Below are 17971 nucleotides of genomic sequence, written 5' to 3' on the forward strand. Positions count from 1 at the left end.
TATGGCAGGATGAGGAACGGCTGTTGTTGTTCTCAGTTGCTTCATCCTGTCGTCAGCGCGTCAGATTATTTTCTTCTGTCCCCGTCGTGTAATTGGCGGCCGGGCAGTCATCTATTCTCAGTATTTTCAGATGCTCCAACTAATTAATATCTTATCCCCAGTCTGATATAAATATAATCTTCCATACGTAAAAAATATGATTATGTCATTTTTGTGATAACGATCGTTTTATTAACAGCGAAACGTTTCTCTTACTTTTTTTGTGCCTTGTCATCATTCTTTCATTATTTTGGTGCAAAACCAGAAGGCGGGTCTCATTTTTACGCTTGTGACATTTTATGCATTACTAAGCATAAAAAATGATATCTGGCAGAACCCGTAACAGATAACCTGGAACAACTGAAGCTATTGAGCTATGGTAGAAATATCCCGGCTATGGCGCAAGTCAGGCGGGGATAGGGGAGAGAGGCGAGAATATAATTCTACTCGATCTGGCGCATAACTGTGCAGTTGCTGTTTGATGGACGACGGGATTTGTGCGACCGATCGAGACACGTTTAAAAATGGCTTGCCATTATTAACGTTGTATGTGATAACACGTTTTGGGTTAAACGAGGTACAGTTCTGTTTATGTGTGGCATTTTCAGTAAAGAAGTCCTGAGTAAACACGTTGACGTTGAATACCGCTTCTCTGCCGAACCTTATATTAGTGCCTCAAGCAGTAATGTCTCAGTTTTATCTATGTTATGCCCGCGGGCGAAGAAAATACTCTAAGGAATTTTGCAAATGGCAAAGATTAAAGGTCAAGTTAAGTGGTTCAACGAGTCTAAAGGTTTTGGTTTCATTACTCCGGCTGATGGCAGCAAAGACGTGTTCGTACACTTCTCCGCTATCCAGGGTAACGGCTTCAAAACTCTGGCTGAAGGCCAGAACGTTGAGTTCGAAATTCAGGACGGCCAGAAAGGTCCGGCTGCTGTTAACGTAACAGCTATCTGATCGACACCACTGATTTGAAGCGCTTTTGCGCATCCATCTCAGATATAAAGCCTCGCTTATGCGGGGCTTTTTAATTCAAATTACGTCAAAATATTACTGAATGCCCATCCATTAGCGCTTTGTTGCAAAGGCGTGATGTTCGTAGCATAGTTTTCCCCGCTTTCTTGCGGCATTTCCCGTTAAATCAGACACCTGAAAAACTATCTTGTTGGAGATCGGGTGAAAAAGAAAAACGACGGCGATGCACGCAATTTTACTCCCGTACGTTTTGCCCTGCTTTGCGTGGCAATATTATTGAGCCTTGGATTGCTGCTGGGGCGGGTTGCGTGGTTGCAAATTGTCACGCCGACGAATCTGGTAAAACAGGAAGACATGCGTTCCTTACGCGAGGTGTCCATCGCTTCGCCACGCGGAATGATAACCGACAGAGAAGGGCGACCGCTGGCGGTAAGCGTTCCGGTTAACGCCGTCTGGGCCGATCCGAAGACGATTATCAGCAAGGGTGGCGTTGGCTATAACGAACGTTGGCAGGCGTTAGCGAAGACGCTGCATATTTCTCTCAGCACGCTGGCTGAACGCGTTAACAGCAATCCAGCCGGGCGGTTTATCTATCTGGCGCGCCAGATCTCTCCTCAGCAGGCAGAATGGGTCGATAAACTGGATCTGCCGGGAATCAACCTGCGTGAAGAGTCCCGCCGCTTTTATCCCGCCGGACATGTTGCAGCCAATCTGATTGGTTTCACCAACATTGACGGTCAGGGGATTGAAGGGCTGGAGAAAAGCTTCAATAGCCAGTTGATGGGCAAACCTGGCTCCCGCCTGGTACGGAAAGACAAATTTGGCCATGTCATCGAAAATATCACGGAAGTGATGCCGGTGCCGGCGCATGAATTACAGCTCAGCATTGATGAGCGCTTGCAGACGGTTACTGAAGACGCGCTGGACAATGCCGTGACATGGAATAAAGCGGAGTCAGGGGCCGCAGTGCTGGTCAACATTGCCACCGGCGAAATACTCTCCATGGCAAGCTTTCCCGATTTCAATCCCAATAACCGTGATGGCGCGGTGCTGGATGATTTTCGTAATCGTGCAATTAGCGATACCTTTGAACCCGGTTCAACCGTAAAACCCCTGGTGATTATGACCGCTCTGCAGCAGGGGATAGTACAGCCTGACAGCGTGATTGATACTCATCCTTTTATTGTTGATGGGCATCGCATCCGCGACGTCGGATTTTACCCGGAGCTATCGCTGACCGGGATTTTGCAGAAATCGAGCGATACCGGCGTGTCACACCTTTCGCTGGCGATGCCGGTACAGAAATTACTGAATACCTATAAAAGCTTTGGCTTTGGCGATCCAACCGGACTGGGTTTAACCGGGGAAAGTCGCGGATTAATGCCTCAACGCCGCTACTGGAGCGATCTGGACCGGGCAACCTTCGCATTTGGTTATGGATTAATGGTGACGCCGCTCCAGCTGGCGCATGTATATGCCACCATCGGCAGTTTTGGTATCTATCGACCCCTTTCTATTACGCGTATCGATCCGCCGGTAATAGGTACGCGGGTGATGCCGGAGGCGTTGGTTCACCAGGTTGAACATATGATGGAAAGCGTCGCGCTACCCGGCGGCGGGGGAACCAAGGCCGCGGTCAGAGATTATCGCGTCGCGGTTAAGACAGGAACGGCAAAGAAAATTGGCGATGACGGCAAATATGTCGATAAATATGTGGCCTATACGGCGGGCGTTGCGCCAGCAAGCGACCCAAAGTTCGCGCTGGTTGTGGTTATAAATAACCCGCAAAACGGTGCTTATTATGGGGGGGCAGTCTCCGCGCCGGTATTCAGCCAGATAATGGGCGATGTCCTGCGTCTGGAAAACGTAAAGCCGGACGGTATGCCTCCCGGCTCCGATCATCTTCTGGTAATGCACGGCAGCAACGTATCCTCGCCGTCGCTGTAAGTTATTTTCCCAGGGCGCAATTCGCGTTACACTTGCGCCCTTAAGTCACCTGCCGGAGTTGTCATGTCGTTTTCCTGTCCTCTTTGCCACCAGCCTCTTACTCAAGCGAATAACAGTTTTGTCTGCCCTGGGCGGCACCAGTTTGACGTGGCGAAAGAAGGGTATGTCAACTTACTGCCGGTTCAGCACAAACGCTCGCGCGATCCGGGTGATAGCGCGGAGATGATGCAGGCGCGCCGGGTATTTCTCGATGCCGGACACTATCAGCCGCTGCGCGATGCAATTGTGGATGCGCTCACCCAGAGGTTGAGTTCAGAAGATGCGGCGATCCTGGATATTGGCTGTGGGGAAGGGTATTACACCCATGCGTTTGCCGATGCGCTGACGGGCTGTACAACCTTTGGTCTTGACGTTTCTAAAGTGGCGATTAAGGCCGCAGCCCGACGTTATCCGCAGGTGACCTTTTGCGTTGCCTCCAGCCATCGCCTGCCGTTTGCCGACGAGTCAATGGATGCCATCATCCGGATCTATGCGCCCTGTAAAGCGCCGGAGCTGGCTCGCGTGGTCAAACTGGGTGGCTGGGTTATTACCGCCACGCCGGGTCCGCGTCATTTAATGGAGCTGAAAGGGCTGATTTATGATGAGGTGCGTTTGCATGCGCCACACACTGAGCAACTGGACGGTTTTGTTCTGCAAGAGAGTCTTGCGCTGGGGTATCAGATGCAGCTCAAAGGTAGCGAGGCCGTTGCGTTACTGCAAATGACGCCGTTCGCCTGGCGGGCAAAGCCGGAAGTGTGGGAAACGTTAGCCGGAAAAACGACGTTTGACTGCCAGACAGACTTTAGTATTCATATCTGGCAGCGCCTGAATTAACCGTGGAAGTGTGCCCAGAGGATCTGGGCGCCAATACCTATCAGTACCACCCCGCCCAAAATTTCAGCTCGCTTGCCCAGCATCGGGCCAATGAAACGACCGATCATCATGCCGAGCGTGGACATAATCAACGTGGCACAGCCGATGGCCAGCGCAGTGGCAATAATGTTGACCTGCAGGAAAGCCAGACCCACCCCGACGGCCATTGCGTCGAGACTGGTTGCAATGGCGGTGGTGACCAGCAGCCAGAAGCCATGGCGGCGCTGTGGCTCTTCATCTTCATCCCCGTCGTCGCGAAAGCCTTCTATTATCATTCGTCCGCCTAAAAAGATCAGCAGAATGAAGGCGATCCAATGGTTCCACTCCAGTACAAATTTGCTGGCGAGCATACCCATGCCCCAGCCAATGAGCGGCGTAAGCGTTTCAACGGCGCCGAAAATAAGGCCGGTGCGCAGTGCTTCAGAAAATTTGGGCTTATGCAGGGTGGCGCCTTTGCCAATTGATGCAGCGAAAGCATCCATCGACATGCCGAAAGCAAGAAGAACAGTAGCGGTGAGATTCATAACAGCGTCCTGACCGGGGTATCCATAACACACATCACTGCCCCCAGTAACCATGCATACAGGCTGGAATCACTAAATACAGCGCCATTCAGGTATGCATTGCAGTTGATGTGCCTATGGTCTCGCCTGACTGAACCTGTAAGATCAGTCCGTACGCGCCACGTTTTTCAACGAGTATGTTGACACGTACATTTCCGGAGTCTGGAAATCGGCTACTCCCCAACGACGGGCGCAACCTTAACATATTTTGAGAATATAAAACAAGAAACGCAGAAATAATATTTGGCCTCTAATTGAAAACGATTTTCATTTAGATTTATTTATAAATAAAACGTTAAAATAAATAACATTATGAGCAGTGGGATATAGCCTTAGCTATGTTTATTTTGGAATGGATATATATAAAACATAGTTCAGGCTATATTTTTAACTCATTGATTTGAAATTAAAAGTTTATATATGTTTTCGAGATCGTCTATATTCCGTACGCGAATCAGTAATCTTCGATGTTCTAATTGCATCACCAGGACACCGTCTTCAGATAAATTCATCTCTTTAATCCGGTTATATTCAATCCAGACATTGGCGAAAAAAAAGCCTTTCTGTTTGAAGATGATTTTTGGCGTACGGATCCAAAACAGATACAGTCCCATCAATACCAGTGCACATAATAACCATGTGGTGAATTGCGCGCCGTGGCTGGTGATGTTGTTGTAGATAAGAATAGCAATCAAGCCAAGGAAGATAACGCTGTCGACTCTGCTACGAGGAAGCAGGGCGACAGACAACAGAGTAGGGCCATTACGGCGGGGCATGATGAACTGATCGTAAATGGCATACGCCAGCAGCGAAAAGATAAAAAGAACCAGCACCAGGTCCGTGATAGTCATGAATCCTCAACCCTCTAAATAGAAAAACCGGGGGCAAGCCCCCGGCGGTGTACAACAGTCTTACAGGCCGAGCAGTCCGACAGCGTAGCCCGCGATACCGATGACGAAGAAGCCAACGATGATCCACAGCGGGTTCACTTTTTTACGCAGCAGCCACATACAGGCGAAAGTCAACAGCAGAGGAACCAGACCCGGCATCAGCTGGTCAAGGATAGTCTGCACAGTGGTGACGCGAGTCTGACCATCCTGACCGGTGATGGTGGAAACCACCAGCGGGATGTTTACGTGCGTCCACTTGTTAACCAATGCCCCCATGACAAACAGGCCGAGGATTGACGCCCCCTCAGTCAGTTTCTGCAGGAAGCCGCCGCCCATATCTTTAACGATATCGATACCTTTACGGTAGCCGTATGCCACACCGTAGTAACGGGTTGCCAGACGAACCAGGTTAAACAGGATGAAGAACAGCAGTGGTCCAAGCAGACTGCCGCTCATCGCGATACCTGCGCCAAGTGCGGCGAATACCGGACGTACGGTACCCCAGAAGATCGGGTCGCCCACGCCTGCAAGCGGTCCCATCAGACCAACTTTGATACCGTTGATGGCACCATCGTCAATCTCTGCGCCGTTTGCACGCTGCTCTTCCATCGCCAGCGTAACGCCCAATACGGGGGCCGCTACGTACGGATGGGTATTAAAGAATTCCAGGTGACGCTTAATAGCCTGCTTACGAGCGTCGTTGTTTTCCGGGTACAAGCGGCGGATAGCCGGCACCATGGAGAAACAGAAACCCAGCGCCTGCATACGTTCGAAGTTCCAGGAACCCTGAAACAGGTTAGAACGAAGGAACACGCCACGAATGTCACTCGGAGTGAGTTTTTTCTCGGTGGTAGTTTTAGTCATATCAACCATTTCGCTCACCTGCTAGTCCAGTTCGTTATCGAGATCGTTATTGCCAGCCGCAGCAGCAGGTGCACCGGCTACGCGGTTATATTTCGGGCTCAGCTGAATGTAGAGGATAGCCATTACTGCGCCAATCACACCCAGAGCAACCAGGTTGAAGTTAGTAAATGCCGCGGTGACGAAGCCGAGGTAGAAGAATGGCATCAGGTAGCCTGCGCGCATCATGTTGATGACCATCGCATAACCAACCACTACGATCATACCCCCTGCGATGTTCAGACCGCCGGTCACTACTTCCGGAATGGCATTAAGCATGCTCTGAACTTCACTGGTACCAACAGAAATCGCCACGATTACCGCCGGGATAGCGATACGCATAGCCTGCAGGAACAGGGAGGATACGTGCAGCCAGGAGATCGCCGTCAGGTTACCGTTTTCTGCCGCCTTATCCGCTGCGTGCTGGAATGCTACGGTGATAGTACGAACGATGATGGTCAGTACCTGGCCTGCTGCTGCCAGTGGGATAGCCAGCGCGATACCTGCACCAATGCTTTGGTGACCCGCGATAACCAGAACGGTAGAGATAATTGAGGCCAGTGCAGCATCAGGTGCAACCGCAGCACCGATGTTCATCCAGCCCAGGGCGATCATTTCCAGGGTACCACCGATGATGATACCGGTTTTCATATCACCGAGAACGGCACCAATCAGCGTACAGGCCACCAACGGACGGTGGAACTGAAATTCATCGAGTACCGACTCCATACCCGCGATACATGCGACGATGAACACCAGCACAATCTGAAGAGTGGTAATCTCCATTGTACTTCTCCTATTGCTATACAGACTTAAGTGTGAAAACTAAGTAAATGCCAGGGCGTTATTTCACCTTGGCAATCAAATCCATCATTTTCAGTTTCTGATCGGTAGAAACCTTACGGGCCTCGAGCTCAATACCGCGTTCGTTGAGTTTCTTGAAGGCTTCGATGTCTTTTTCATCGACAGAAATTGCGTTGTTTACCTGCGTTTTACCCTGACGGAAAGCCATACCGCCAATGTTTACAGAGGTAATTTTCACACCACCTTCAACGATACGTTCTACGTCGGTCGGGTTGGTAAACAACAGCATCACACGCTCACCTGCATATTTCGGGTTGTTGTAGACGCGGATCATTTTCGCGACATCAACCACATGCGCCGTCACACCCGGAGGTGCAACCTGGGTCAGCAGCGTTTTACGCACGGTATCGGCGGCAACTTCATCACTGACGACGATAATGCGTGTTACGTTGGTTTCTTTGGTCCAGCGAGTTGCCACCTGACCATGGATTAAGCGGTCATCAATACGCGCCAGGCCGATCTGCATATAATCGTTCGGACCCATCGGTTTGGCGGGAACTGCTGCTTTTGGCGCCGCGACTGGGGCTGGAGCGGCTTTCTCCACCGGTTTTGCTTTCAGCGCTTTCACGCCTTCGCTACCGGTTTCAACGGCCAGTGCTACTAATTCATCGAAGCTGGGGTTGTCATCACGCGCCATGAAGGTTTCAACCAGCATGGGAATGTTTACACCGGCGATGACTTCGTAATGCTCTTTATCGACGACAATGCGGCTCGCAGCGTTAAACGGGCTGCCTCCCCATGTGTCAACGAGAAACAGCACGCCTTTACTGGTATCGAGTTTTGCCAACTGAGCGTTGTACTTTTCAATCAGCGTTTCGGCATTTTCGCCTGGAACGAAATCGATCCAGCCGACGTTTTCCTGCTCGCCTAACAGCATTTCTGCTGTCTTAAGTAACTGCTCTGCAGCCCAACCATGTGTGCCTATAACAATAGCAATGGTCACTTGCTACCTCCTTTATTATCGTTAACACATCAACGTGAAGATGTATTTGAATCGTCGTCCGCAATCGAATCGATTCAGATAAGGGTTACAAAGAAAAACCTATTATTTTCGTGAATTATTTTAGATATCGAAAAAAATATTTTATGTGATGAAGATCCGTAATTTAACTTCCGATGAAAAGAAATTTCGAAGGGTAAAATATCTCCGAAACAACTTATTGCAAAGGAAGGTAAATCTTTGCTAAAAAACAGTTGTCTCTGTTATGTTTAGCATCGGTTTAATTACTCAGGAGTATAGGGCAGTAGCTCACCATATGGATCGTCACCGACGTCATTTCACTATCAGGCCGAATCAAGCCTGTCAGATTGGCACTTTTTGCCACAAATTTTCTCTGCATATCGCTTCAACGCCTGAGATCCTCAGCGCGCAGTTTGGTCATTTCTTAAGCAGGAGCTTGTCATGGAATTATTAATGGACCCGCAGATTTGGGTGGGTTTGCTCACGCTTGTCGTTCTCGAAATTGTTCTGGGTATTGATAACCTGGTCTTCATTGCGATCCTGGCTGATAAGCTGCCGCCAAAACAGCGAGATAAAGCGCGTTTAATCGGTTTGTCACTGGCACTGGTTATGCGCCTGGGCTTGTTGTCCGTGATTTCGTGGATGGTGACGCTAACTAAGCCGCTATTTACGGTAATGGACTACTCGTTCTCGGGGCGCGATCTGATCATGCTGCTGGGGGGGATTTTCCTCTTGTTCAAGGCCACGACAGAGCTGCATGAGCGGCTGGAAAACCGTGAACATGATACCGGCCAGGCAAAAGGGTATGCGAGTTTTTGGGTTGTTGTGACGCAGATTGTCATCCTCGACGCGGTGTTCTCGCTGGATGCCGTTATTACGGCGGTTGGTATGGTCAACCATCTGCCGGTGATGATGGCGGCGGTCGTGATTGCCATGGCCGTGATGCTGCTGGCTTCTAAGCCGCTGACACGATTTGTGAACCAACATCCGACGGTGGTGGTGCTGTGTCTGAGCTTCCTGTTAATGATCGGTCTGAGCCTGGTTGCCGAAGGGTTTGGCTTCCATATTCCGAAAGGCTATCTGTATGCGGCGATTGGCTTCTCAATCATCATTGAGTTGTTTAACCAGATTGCCCGTCGGAACTTTATTCGCCACCAGTCGACGCTGCCGCTGCGTGCGCGCACTGCCGATGCAATCCTGCGTCTGATGGGGGGTAAAAGTCAGGCCAGCGCGCAGATGGAATCCGACAACCCGGTGCCGGTTCCCGTCCCGGAAGGCGCATTTGTGGAAGAAGAACGCTATATGATCAACGGCGTCCTGTCTCTGGCGTCGCGTTCATTACGTGGCATTATGACGCCTCGTGGCGAAATTAGCTGGGTTGATGCAGACCTGAGCGTGGAGGAAATTCGCGAGCAATTGCTCTCGTCACCACACAGCCTGTTCCCGGTGTGTCGTGGCGAACTGGATGAAATCATCGGTATTGTGCGTGCTAAAGAGCTGCTGGTCGCGCTGGAAGACGGCGTGGATGTGGCGGCCATTGCCTCCGCGTCTCCGGCTATTATTGTCCCGGAAACGCTGGATCCTATCAATCTGTTAGGTGTTCTGCGACGCGCCCGCGGCAGCTTTGTTATCGTCACTAACGAGTTTGGTGTAGTCCAGGGTCTGGTCACGCCGTTGGACGTATTAGAAGCTATTGCCGGTGAATTCCCGGATGCTGATGAAACGCCTGAAATTATTGCTGATGCAGGCGGTTGGTTGGTGAAAGGTGGTACCGATCTGCATGCGTTGCAACAGGCGCTGGACGTGGATACGTTAGTGAATGAAGATGAAGACATCGCCACGGTGGCAGGTTTAGTCATTGCCGCTAACGGCCATATTCCACGCGTAGGTGATGTTATCGATGTTGCACCGTTGAGCATTACGATTGTCGAAGCCAATGACTATCGTGTGGATTTAGTTCGCATTGTTAAAGAACAACCCGCTCACGACGAAGACGAGTAAGCGGGGTTAGCGAAACGGCATAACGTGCATACTGTGTCGCCCGTTATGCCGGGCGGGCGGCGGCGTGCTGCCCGCCAGCCATTTGGGAAAATCGCGCAGCGGCATCGGCTTTGCATACAAAAAGCCTTGCAATAAATGTACGCCGTGTCGGCGCAAATGCTGTGCCTGCGCCTGTGTTTCAACGCCTTCCGCCACCAGTTCGATATTCAGTTTTTTCCCCAAAGCGATAATGATGTCTGTGACGGTTGAGTTCACGGCGTCTGTCCCGATTGCTGAGGTAAATGATTTATCTATCTTCAGCACATCCGGGCGAAGCTTTTCCAGCCAGGAGAGCGAGCTGTTGCCGGTGCCGAAATCGTCAATTGCCAGCTTTACGCCAAGCCGATTTAACTCGCGCACGACCCGATAATCCACATCCAGTAACGCATCGCGCTCGGTGAGTTCGATAACCAACTGCTGAATAGGGTGCTGGCTGAACCAGTACTGGTTGAGATCTTTTAGCAGCGTACCGTTACGAAAATGGCTGGCGGCAACATTTATCCCAATATGAAACTGGCTGCTCATCGGGAATACGTGCCGTTGCTGAATGGTTTCTGCGATGACATGACGGGTAAGCGGCACAATCAGGTTGTGCTCCTCTGCGATGGGAATAAACACTTCGGGAGAGATCCAACCCTGGCGCGGGTTATTCCAGCGTAAAAGGATTTCCACTCCCATACATTGCTGGGTTTGCGCATTAAGTAGCGGCTGGCAAAACAGCTCGAATTCCCGTGCAGCAAGGGCCAGATTTATCTCCCAGGAGAAGCTCATTCTGCTGGCGGTCGCCAGCCATGCCAGGTAGCCCACTAAAAAACTTAGGATCACCGCCAGCGGCAGTTGTGTTGGTAGATGTTTTATAGCCAGTTCGCTGGCACCCGGACCGGTGACGCTGATAGTAAAGGGGAAATGTTGCGATGAGAGCTGGTAGCGTTTTTCATTATCCAGTTCAGGTAGCGTATCGACAACACCCTGTCCATATAGCAAATGGCGATTACCGACGGTTAAGCTGGCATGGGTAATTTGCGGTGGCTGGGGTTCAAGCAACATGGACGATAATAAATCAATGTTAACGATTTCCAGCACGCCATCTGAGCCATCGGCAGATGCTGGATACCATTGCGTCAGAATCGGACTGCCCTTAATCAACGAATGGTCGGTAGACAGCAGCAATTGCGGCTCCCGACTGGGTAATTCAGGCTCCAGTTGGCGAATAGGCACATTGCGATAGCCAAAAATGCTGGAACAATAAAGGACCCCGCTCTGAATCAGGCTGATAGAACGTACCGTTTGCAGTCTGGCTGCATGCTTACTCAGAGGTAAACGCGCGACTGAGCAGGGAAGCCCAATCAGCGGTAGCAGTACATCGCGTCCGGTCTGTAGGGGCAAAAGCACGTCATCCAACTCTTCAACGGCGTGGTTGGCAAAGGTAACGGTATTGCGATGATTTAAATTACGCTCCGAAATAAATCGGACAGTTAATGTGAGAATGAGCGTCAGTAGTGCACATAGTGTGCAGACGATTAAGCGATTCCGGCGATAGTTCTTGATGATCCTTTGCGCTGTTTGCATGCGGGCCGCCCGATAAGCCGTTGGTCACAGTAGCCAACAGCAACAGAGCAAGTGTAGTGGGGAAAATTACGCCAGACGAGGGAGAGGGGGCAAATTCGCCCATCCGTCGCAGATGGGCGAAAAATAAGTATTAGTCACATTGAACTTTGATTGCCAGGCCACCGCGTGACGTTTCACGGTACTTGGCGTTCATGTCTTTACCTGTTTCGTACATGGTCTCAATGACTTTATCCAGCGAGACGCGCGGAGCGCTGGTACGGCGCATTGCCATACGCGCAGCGTTGATCGCCTTCACTGACGCAATGGCATTACGTTCGATGCACGGAACCTGTACCTGTCCCGCCACCGGATCGCAGGTTAAGCCGAGGTTATGTTCCATGCCGATTTCAGCAGCAACACACACCTGCTCAGGGCTCGCGCCTAACAGTTCAGCCAGACCCGCGGCAGCCATGGAACAGGCTACGCCCACTTCACCCTGACAACCCACTTCTGCACCAGAGATAGACGCGTTCATTTTATACAACGCGCCAATCGCGCCGGCCGCCAGGAAATAACGGGTATAAATATCCGGGCTTACGGACTCGATGAAATGATCGTAATAGGCCAGTACCGCAGGCACGATACCGCAGGCACCGTTGGTTGGTGCTGTAACTACGCGACCACCCGCGGCGTTTTCTTCGTTAACGGCCAGCGCGAACATGTTCACCCAGTCGATCACGTTCATCGGATCGTTGGACAGCTTATCGCTGGAAACCAGCATACGACGCAGGGCTGAAGCACGACGAGGAACGCGCAGCGGACCCGGCAGCACGCCTTCGGTGTTCATACCACGATCGATACAAGCCTGCATGGTTTGCCAGACGTTACCAAAGTACTCTTCAATCTCTTTTTTACTGTGCAGAGCAAGTTCGTTCTGCATCGCCATGCCAGAGAGAGACAGGCCGGTGCTGTTGCAGTATTCCAGCATTTCGGTGGCGGATTTGAACGGATAAGGCACACTGACCTCGCCCGCGGCATCCTGACCAAAATGTTCTTCATCAACGATGAATCCACCGCCGATAGAGTAGTAGGTTTTGCTGTAAATGACGGTTTCGCCACTGTACGCGTGGATCTGCATTCCGTTTTCATGCAGCGGCAGGTTGCCGTTGTGAAAACGCATTCCGTCATTCTGCGGGAAATCCACTTCGTGCTGACCCTGCGCAAGCAGCAGGCGTCCACGCGTTTCTACGTCGCGGATAAATCCGGGGATGCTGTCAATATCCACGGTAGCAGGCTCATTGCCCGCCAGACCCATAATAATGGCGATATCGGTATGGTGACCTTTACCCGTGAGCGACAGTGAACCATACACGTCGACGGCGACACGAGTAACGCTGTCCAGTAATCCTTTTTCGACCAGGTCATCGACGAACTGTTTACCCGCCTTCATAGGCCCTACGGTATGGGAAGATGAGGGACCAATCCCCACCTTAAACATGTCGAATAGACTAATCACGATAATACTCCTACAGGGCGACTGGGGTTTCCAGTAACGATGTTATAACTGCGCATAGTGTAAGAGGGAACGCGGCGATCGGCTTAACTATTCACATGAATTAAACTAATAGATAACCGCGGTTTTACTAATGTTGTGACCTGAGTTTCAAGTTGTCTATGGTGTGCGTAAAGATAAGTATAGTCAGGGCTTGACGCCAATTTGCAGCGCCAGCTCACGAATTATTCCGGCGGTCATTCCCCAGACGAAATATTGCTCATACCAGGAAAGCCATACACGATGTGAATCGCCGCGACGGTAGATATCCAGCGGATGATAACGACCTAAATGCAGGGCTTGTGCCAGCGGCATTTCAAACACGGCGGAAACTTCATCAACACTTGCGCGATACGGCAAATTTGGCGGGATAATGCCTACCACCGGCGTGACCTGGAAACCGGTCACACTGTCGACCGGCGGCAGAACGCCAATCACCTCAACGCAGGATGGTGGGATCGCCACTTCTTCCTGCGCTTCGCGAAGGGCGGCGGCTATTAACGAGGCATCGCTGCTATCCACCGCGCCGCCGGGAAAGGCGACCTGTCCGGCATGCTTGCGCAGATGAACGGAACGCTGAGTTAATAGTAACCCCGGCTGTGCACGACGCACGACGGGGATCAGTACGGCGGCCTGACGCTGGTTTAACGCAGCATGATTAACCTGCGGGCGCAGGAGTTGAAAGCGCGATAAAAAATCATCAAGCGTCAGGCTGCTGTATTCCACGTGTCAGTTCTCCAGTTGGTGCAAAATACGATTCACTTTATCAAACGTTTCCTGATACTCCGCATCTTCCTGGCTGTCCGCCACAATGCCACCGCCAGCGGAACAATAAATGCGTCCGTTGGTGGCTGTCAGCGTGCGAATGGTGATGCTGGTATCCATATTGCCGCAAAAGCTCAGATAGCCAATGCTACCGCACCAGGCGTTGCGTCTTTGCGGTTCCAGTTCGTCAATAATTTCCATTGCCCGCACTTTTGGCGCACCGGTAATAGAGCCGCCGGGGAAGGCGGCGCGCAGCAGGTCAGTGGCGTGCAATGACTCTGGCAGACGCGCGGTAATGGTGCTGACCAAATGATGAACGGCAGGGAACGGTTCGACAACGAACAGTTCCGGAACCTGTACCGAACCGGGTTCGGCAACGCGGCCGATATCATTACGCATTAAATCGACGATCATCAGGTTTTCCGCCTGATCCTTTGGCGAGTTCGCCAAAGATTGAGCCTGTAGACGATCGGCATCGGCATCTTCAAGTCTGGGCAGCGTGCCTTTAATCGGGCGCGTCTGGATGTGCTGGTTTTCCAGCAGAATAAAACGTTCAGGTGAAAGGCTGAGAATCGCCCCTTCCTCAAGACGTATAAACGCACTGAACGGGGCGCGGTTCGCATGGTTGAGACGTACAAACGCCAACCACTCATCTCCTTGATAATGCGCCTGAAAACGCTGGGCAAGATTGACCTGATAGCAATCGCCGCTGTGCAGATAACGCTGCACCTGACGGAACTTTTCACCATACTGCGCGCGGGTCATGTTGGACTGCCACGAGGATGTTAACGAAAACGGTTCGCGCACGGGTATCTGTTGATTTTCCAGCCAACGGCATCGTGCCTGTACATCGGAGTGGCTAAGTAGCGACACCCTTTGCAACTGATGATCGACAATCAGCGCCCAATCGTAAATGCCAACCGCCATGTCCGGTAGCGTGATATCCTGTTCGGCTTCCGTTGGCAGAGATTCAAAACGACGGCCTAAGTCATAACCGAACAGACCCAATGCGCCTCCCTGGAAGGGAAAATCGGGATTATAATCGGGCTGAATAGTCAGCGATGTCAGCGCCGAACGTAAAACCGTCATCGGATCATCAACCGTTTGCATAGTGCCGTGATGGTCATGCACAACGGTCTCTTTTGCATGTGTGACCAACGTGGTAATGGGGTCGGCGACCAGAATATCAAAGCGATTATGCGGATGGTCGGCATGGCCTGAATGCAAAAGCATTGCCCAGGGCTGGTGGCTTAATGTGGCAAAATAGTGCTCAGCGGCGTCCAGACGCCAGGGGAGTGTGATTACAGCGGGAGATAACGTCTTCATCAGTCCTGACTCGTTGCTACTTCACTGGCTATGTGCCGGGTAGCATGAAATAATTAGCGCTAATAATTTAGCAGGAGTTCACCATGATTGCAGGTTTACCTTCACTCACGCACGATCAGCAGCAACAGGCGGTTGAACGCATTCATGAACTGATATCCCAGGGGATGAGCAGTGGCGAGGCGATTACGAAAGTGGCTGCTGAATTACGCGCCAGCCATACCGGCGAGCGGATCGTGGCGCGTTTTGAAGATGAAGACGAATAACGCCGCTTATACCGCAGCGATAATCTTAATTTCAACTTTGTATTTCGGGTTCATTAACCCGGCCTGAACGGTACAACGTACCGGCGCGTGACCAGCAACAACCCATGCGTCCCAGGCTTTGTTCATGGCGGCAAAATCATTTTTGTCCGCCAGGAACAGAGTGGCATCAAGAATACGTGACTTGCTGCTGCCCTGTTTTTCCAGCACCGCATCAATTTGCGCCAGCGTATTTGCCGTTTGCTCAAAGGCGTCGGCATCCAGATTTTCCGGTACGCCGGTGTAATACAACGTGTTGTTGTGGATAACCACGTCGGACCAACGCGCTTCGGCATCAATGCGCACAATCGTCATAAATCATTCCTCATTTACGTTTTTTCATAATGGCTTCGGGTTGCGCCAAGACTGCCATAATGTTGTGTCCACGTCACCTCTTCAACTGGCGAAAGAGCCGCTGGCCTGACATAATCCCTGTTCAAATGAACAGGGGGCAGTGTGACGGACGATTTTGCAGCAGACGGTCAGTTGGCTAAAGCGATACCCGGTTTTAAACCGCGTGAACCACAGCGGCAGATGGCCTTCGCCGTCAGTCATGCTATCGAAAAATCACAGCCGCTTGTTGTCGAAGCTGGAACAGGAACGGGTAAAACCTACGCTTATCTTGCCCCTGCGCTGCGTGCCGGAAAGAAAGTGATCGTCTCCACGGGCTCGAAGGCGTTGCAGGATCAGCTATACAGCCGCGATTTACCCACCGTTGCGAAGGCTCTGGAATTCACGGGTAAACTGGCGCTGCTGAAAGGGCGTTCAAACTATCTGTGTCTTGAGCGTCTCGAACAACAGGCGCTGGCGGGCGGTGACCTGCCGGTACAGACTTTAAGTGACGTCATTCTGCTACGTTCCTGGTCAAATCAAACCCTTGATGGTGACATCAGCACCTGCGTCAGCGTGGCGGAAGACTCTCAGGCCTGGCCGCTGGTGACGAGCACAAACGATAATTGCCTTGGGAGCGACTGCCCGCTGTACAAAGAGTGCTTTGTCGTTAAAGCGCGCAAGAAGGCGATGGATGCGGATGTCGTCGTGGTAAACCACCATCTGTTTCTCGCTGATATGGTGGTAAAAGAGAGTGGGTTTGGCGAGCTGATCCCGGAAGCTGAAGTGATGATCTTCGATGAAGCGCATCAGTTACCGGATATCGCCAGCCAGTATTTTGGTCAATCGCTCTCCAGCCGCCAACTGCTGGATCTGGCGAAAGACATCACCATTGCCTATCGCACCGAGCTGAAAGACACTCAGCAGCTTCAAAAATGCGCCGACCGGCTGGCGCAAAGCGCGCAGGACTTCCGTCTGCAGTTGGGCGAGCCGGGCTATCGAGGAAACTTGCGGGAACTGCTGGCCGACCCGCGCGTGCAGCGCGCGTTTTTGTTGCTCGATGACACGCTGGAGCTGTGTTACGACGTGGCGAAACTGTCTCTCGGACGTTCCGCCTTGCTGGATGCCGCGTTTGAACGTGCCACGCTTTACCGTACTCGTCTGAAGCGCCTGAAAGAGATCAACCAGCCAGGTTTCAGCTACTGGTATGAATGCACCTCGCGCCATTTCACCCTTGCGCTGACGCCGCTCACGGTGGCGGATAAATTCAAAGAAGTGATGGAACAGAAGCCGGGCTGCTGGATTTTTACCTCCGCGACGCTGTCGGTAAACGATGATCTTCATCATTTCACCGCGCGGCTGGGTATTGAAGATGCCGAGTCGATGCTGCTGCCAAGTCCATTTGATTACACCCGCCAGGCGCTGCTGTGCGTGCCGCGTAATCTCCCGCAAACCAACCAACCGGGAGCGGCGCGTCAGCTGGCATCCATGCTGCGTCCTATTATCGAAGCGAACAACGGACGCTGCTTTATGCTGTGTACCTCGCACGCGATGATGCGCGATCTGGCGGAACAATTCCGCGCCACCATGACCCTTCCCGTGCTGCTGCAGGGCGAAACCAGTAAAGGGCAACTGTTACAGCAGTTTGTCAGCGCAGGTAATGCGTTACTGGTTGCCACCAGCAGCTTCTGGGAAGGGGTGGACGTGCGTGGCGATACGTTGTCGCTGGTGATTATTGATAAACTGCCGTTCACCTCGCCCGACGATCCGCTGTTAAAAGCGAGGATGGAGGACTGCCGTTTGCGCGGCGGCGATCCGTTTGAAGACGTTCAGTTGCCGGATGCGGTAATCACCCTGAAACAGGGCGTGGGGCGTCTGATTCGTGACGCCGACGACCGCGGGGTGCTGGTGATTTGCGACAACCGTCTGGTGATGCGACCTTATGGTGCCACTTTCCTGGCAAGCCTTCCGCCTGCGCCGCGGACGCGTGATATTGCTCGCGCTGTTCGTTTTCTTGCCATACCAACGACTGAGTAATTTGTTACGGAGTGTGGTAAGAT

Annotated in this window: 18 protein-coding genes; 8 read left to right on the forward strand and 10 right to left on the reverse strand. The window is 51.8% G+C overall.

Annotated features, from left to right (window positions below; translation table 11 throughout):
* Nucleotides 1-630 precede the first annotated feature (630 nt).
* The 4 genes from OGV52_RS19285 to rlmA all read left to right on the forward strand — a co-directional run bounded on the left by OGV52_RS19285 (nt 631) and on the right by rlmA (nt 3834).
* A complete protein-coding gene (locus tag OGV52_RS19285; RefSeq protein WP_006684179.1) occupies nt 631-774 on the forward strand; it encodes a DUF2627 domain-containing protein in 144 nt (47 codons plus the stop codon).
* A 12-nt stretch (nt 775-786) separates the two neighbouring features.
* Complete coding sequence (gene cspE / locus OGV52_RS19290) at nt 787-996, forward strand: transcription antiterminator/RNA stability regulator CspE (RefSeq protein ID WP_001062678.1); 210 nt, start codon at nt 787-789, stop codon at nt 994-996.
* 219 nt (nt 997-1215) lie between these two features.
* Nucleotides 1216-2961, forward strand: coding sequence for a peptidoglycan DD-transpeptidase FtsI2/PBP3(PARA) (ftsI2, locus tag OGV52_RS19295; protein WP_016153400.1), 1746 nt, complete (start codon nt 1216-1218; stop codon nt 2959-2961).
* 63 nt (nt 2962-3024) lie between these two features.
* Nucleotides 3025-3834: a 23S rRNA (guanine(745)-N(1))-methyltransferase gene (gene rlmA / locus OGV52_RS19300; RefSeq protein WP_287108966.1), complete on the forward strand. Its 810-nt coding sequence runs from the start codon at nt 3025-3027 to the stop codon at nt 3832-3834.
* Here rlmA and mntP read toward each other — a convergent pair.
* From mntP to manX, 5 genes are all read right to left on the reverse strand, one after another.
* Nucleotides 3831-4397: a manganese efflux pump MntP gene (gene mntP / locus OGV52_RS19305; protein WP_016153398.1), complete on the reverse strand. Its 567-nt coding sequence runs from the start codon at nt 4395-4397 to the stop codon at nt 3831-3833. The two genes, rlmA and mntP, sit on opposite strands and share 4 nt — an antisense overlap.
* A 431-nt stretch (nt 4398-4828) precedes the next feature.
* Entirely contained in the window at nt 4829-5287 is a 459-nt protein-coding gene (locus OGV52_RS19310; protein WP_016153397.1) for a DUF986 family protein, read from the reverse strand.
* Nucleotides 5288-5347: 60 nt separating this feature from the next.
* Nucleotides 5348-6199, reverse strand: coding sequence for a PTS mannose transporter subunit IID (locus tag OGV52_RS19315; RefSeq protein WP_016153396.1), 852 nt, complete (start codon nt 6197-6199; stop codon nt 5348-5350).
* A 12-nt stretch (nt 6200-6211) separates the two neighbouring features.
* Nucleotides 6212-7012 carry a PTS mannose transporter subunit IIC gene (gene manY, locus OGV52_RS19320; RefSeq protein WP_016153395.1) on the reverse strand — a complete coding sequence of 267 codons (801 nt, stop codon included), beginning with the start codon at nt 7010-7012 and terminating at the stop codon, nt 6212-6214.
* A gap of 58 nt (nt 7013-7070) precedes the next feature.
* Nucleotides 7071-8033 (reverse strand): PTS mannose transporter subunit IIAB, encoded by a 963-nt coding sequence (manX, locus tag OGV52_RS19325; RefSeq protein WP_047416602.1) that lies wholly within the window; start codon nt 8031-8033, stop codon nt 7071-7073.
* Nucleotides 8034-8346: 313 nt separating this feature from the next.
* Between manX and OGV52_RS23585 the strand changes: the two genes are divergently transcribed.
* Nucleotides 8347-8505, forward strand: a complete 159-nt coding sequence (locus OGV52_RS23585) for a protein YoaL (protein ID WP_407056503.1) — start codon at nt 8347-8349, stop codon at nt 8503-8505.
* Nucleotides 8493-10052 (forward strand): CNNM family cation transport protein YoaE, encoded by a 1560-nt coding sequence (gene yoaE, locus OGV52_RS19330; protein WP_016153393.1) that lies wholly within the window; start codon nt 8493-8495, stop codon nt 10050-10052. Before OGV52_RS23585 ends, yoaE begins: the two co-directional genes overlap by 13 nt.
* 6 nt (nt 10053-10058) lie before the next feature.
* Here the strand turns inward: yoaE and pdeD are convergent, their stop codons facing one another.
* From pdeD to pabB, 4 genes are all read right to left on the reverse strand, one after another.
* Nucleotides 10059-11660, reverse strand: coding sequence for a cyclic di-3',5'-guanosine monophosphate phosphodiesterase PdeD (pdeD, locus tag OGV52_RS19335; RefSeq protein ID WP_019076975.1), 1602 nt, complete (start codon nt 11658-11660; stop codon nt 10059-10061).
* A gap of 130 nt (nt 11661-11790) precedes the next feature.
* Nucleotides 11791-13155 (reverse strand): L-serine ammonia-lyase, encoded by a 1365-nt coding sequence (gene sdaA / locus OGV52_RS19340; RefSeq protein ID WP_016153391.1) that lies wholly within the window; start codon nt 13153-13155, stop codon nt 11791-11793.
* A 183-nt stretch (nt 13156-13338) separates the two neighbouring features.
* Nucleotides 13339-13917, reverse strand: a complete 579-nt coding sequence (locus tag OGV52_RS19345; RefSeq protein WP_287108967.1) for a CoA pyrophosphatase — start codon at nt 13915-13917, stop codon at nt 13339-13341.
* 3 nt (nt 13918-13920) lie between these two features.
* Nucleotides 13921-15285 carry an aminodeoxychorismate synthase component 1 gene (gene pabB, locus OGV52_RS19350; RefSeq protein ID WP_103766410.1) on the reverse strand — a complete coding sequence of 455 codons (1365 nt, stop codon included), beginning with the start codon at nt 15283-15285 and terminating at the stop codon, nt 13921-13923.
* An 80-nt stretch (nt 15286-15365) separates the two neighbouring features.
* On the opposite strand from pabB, the gene OGV52_RS19355 reads away from it, so the two are divergent.
* Nucleotides 15366-15545 (forward strand): YoaH family protein, encoded by a 180-nt coding sequence (locus tag OGV52_RS19355; RefSeq protein WP_016153388.1) that lies wholly within the window; start codon nt 15366-15368, stop codon nt 15543-15545.
* Between the two features lie 6 nt (nt 15546-15551).
* On the opposite strand, the gene OGV52_RS19360 is transcribed toward OGV52_RS19355, so the two are convergent.
* Nucleotides 15552-15896 (reverse strand): RidA family protein, encoded by a 345-nt coding sequence (locus OGV52_RS19360; protein ID WP_016153387.1) that lies wholly within the window; start codon nt 15894-15896, stop codon nt 15552-15554.
* A gap of 141 nt (nt 15897-16037) precedes the next feature.
* Between OGV52_RS19360 and yoaA the strand changes: the two genes are divergently transcribed.
* Nucleotides 16038-17948 (forward strand): DNA repair helicase YoaA, encoded by a 1911-nt coding sequence (gene yoaA, locus OGV52_RS19365; protein ID WP_016156792.1) that lies wholly within the window; start codon nt 16038-16040, stop codon nt 17946-17948.
* The last annotated feature ends 23 nt before the right edge of the window (nt 17949-17971 follow it).

It is taken from the genome of Citrobacter sp. Cb041, assembly GCF_030336655.1.
GTDB lineage: Bacteria > Pseudomonadota > Gammaproteobacteria > Enterobacterales > Enterobacteriaceae > Citrobacter > Citrobacter braakii.

Coding starts and splice junctions, on each gene's coding strand:
- rlmA (WP_287108966.1), top strand. CDS start 3,025: ATGTCGTTTTCCTGTCCTCTTTGCCACCAGCCTCTTACTCAAGCGAAT.
- OGV52_RS19360 (WP_016153387.1), bottom strand. CDS start 15,896: ATGACGATTGTGCGCATTGATGCCGAAGCGCGTTGGTCCGACGTGGTT.
- OGV52_RS19315 (WP_016153396.1), bottom strand. CDS start 6,199: ATGGTTGATATGACTAAAACTACCACCGAGAAAAAACTCACTCCGAGT.
- OGV52_RS19310 (WP_016153397.1), bottom strand. CDS start 5,287: ATGACTATCACGGACCTGGTGCTGGTTCTTTTTATCTTTTCGCTGCTG.
- OGV52_RS23585 (WP_407056503.1), top strand. CDS start 8,347: ATGGATCGTCACCGACGTCATTTCACTATCAGGCCGAATCAAGCCTGT.
- pdeD (WP_019076975.1), bottom strand. CDS start 11,660: ATGCAAACAGCGCAAAGGATCATCAAGAACTATCGCCGGAATCGCTTA.
- OGV52_RS19285 (WP_006684179.1), top strand. CDS start 631: ATGTGTGGCATTTTCAGTAAAGAAGTCCTGAGTAAACACGTTGACGTT.
- yoaE (WP_016153393.1), top strand. CDS start 8,493: ATGGAATTATTAATGGACCCGCAGATTTGGGTGGGTTTGCTCACGCTT.
- manY (WP_016153395.1), bottom strand. CDS start 7,012: ATGGAGATTACCACTCTTCAGATTGTGCTGGTGTTCATCGTCGCATGT.
- OGV52_RS19355 (WP_016153388.1), top strand. CDS start 15,366: ATGATTGCAGGTTTACCTTCACTCACGCACGATCAGCAGCAACAGGCG.
- cspE (WP_001062678.1), top strand. CDS start 787: ATGGCAAAGATTAAAGGTCAAGTTAAGTGGTTCAACGAGTCTAAAGGT.
- mntP (WP_016153398.1), bottom strand. CDS start 4,397: ATGAATCTCACCGCTACTGTTCTTCTTGCTTTCGGCATGTCGATGGAT.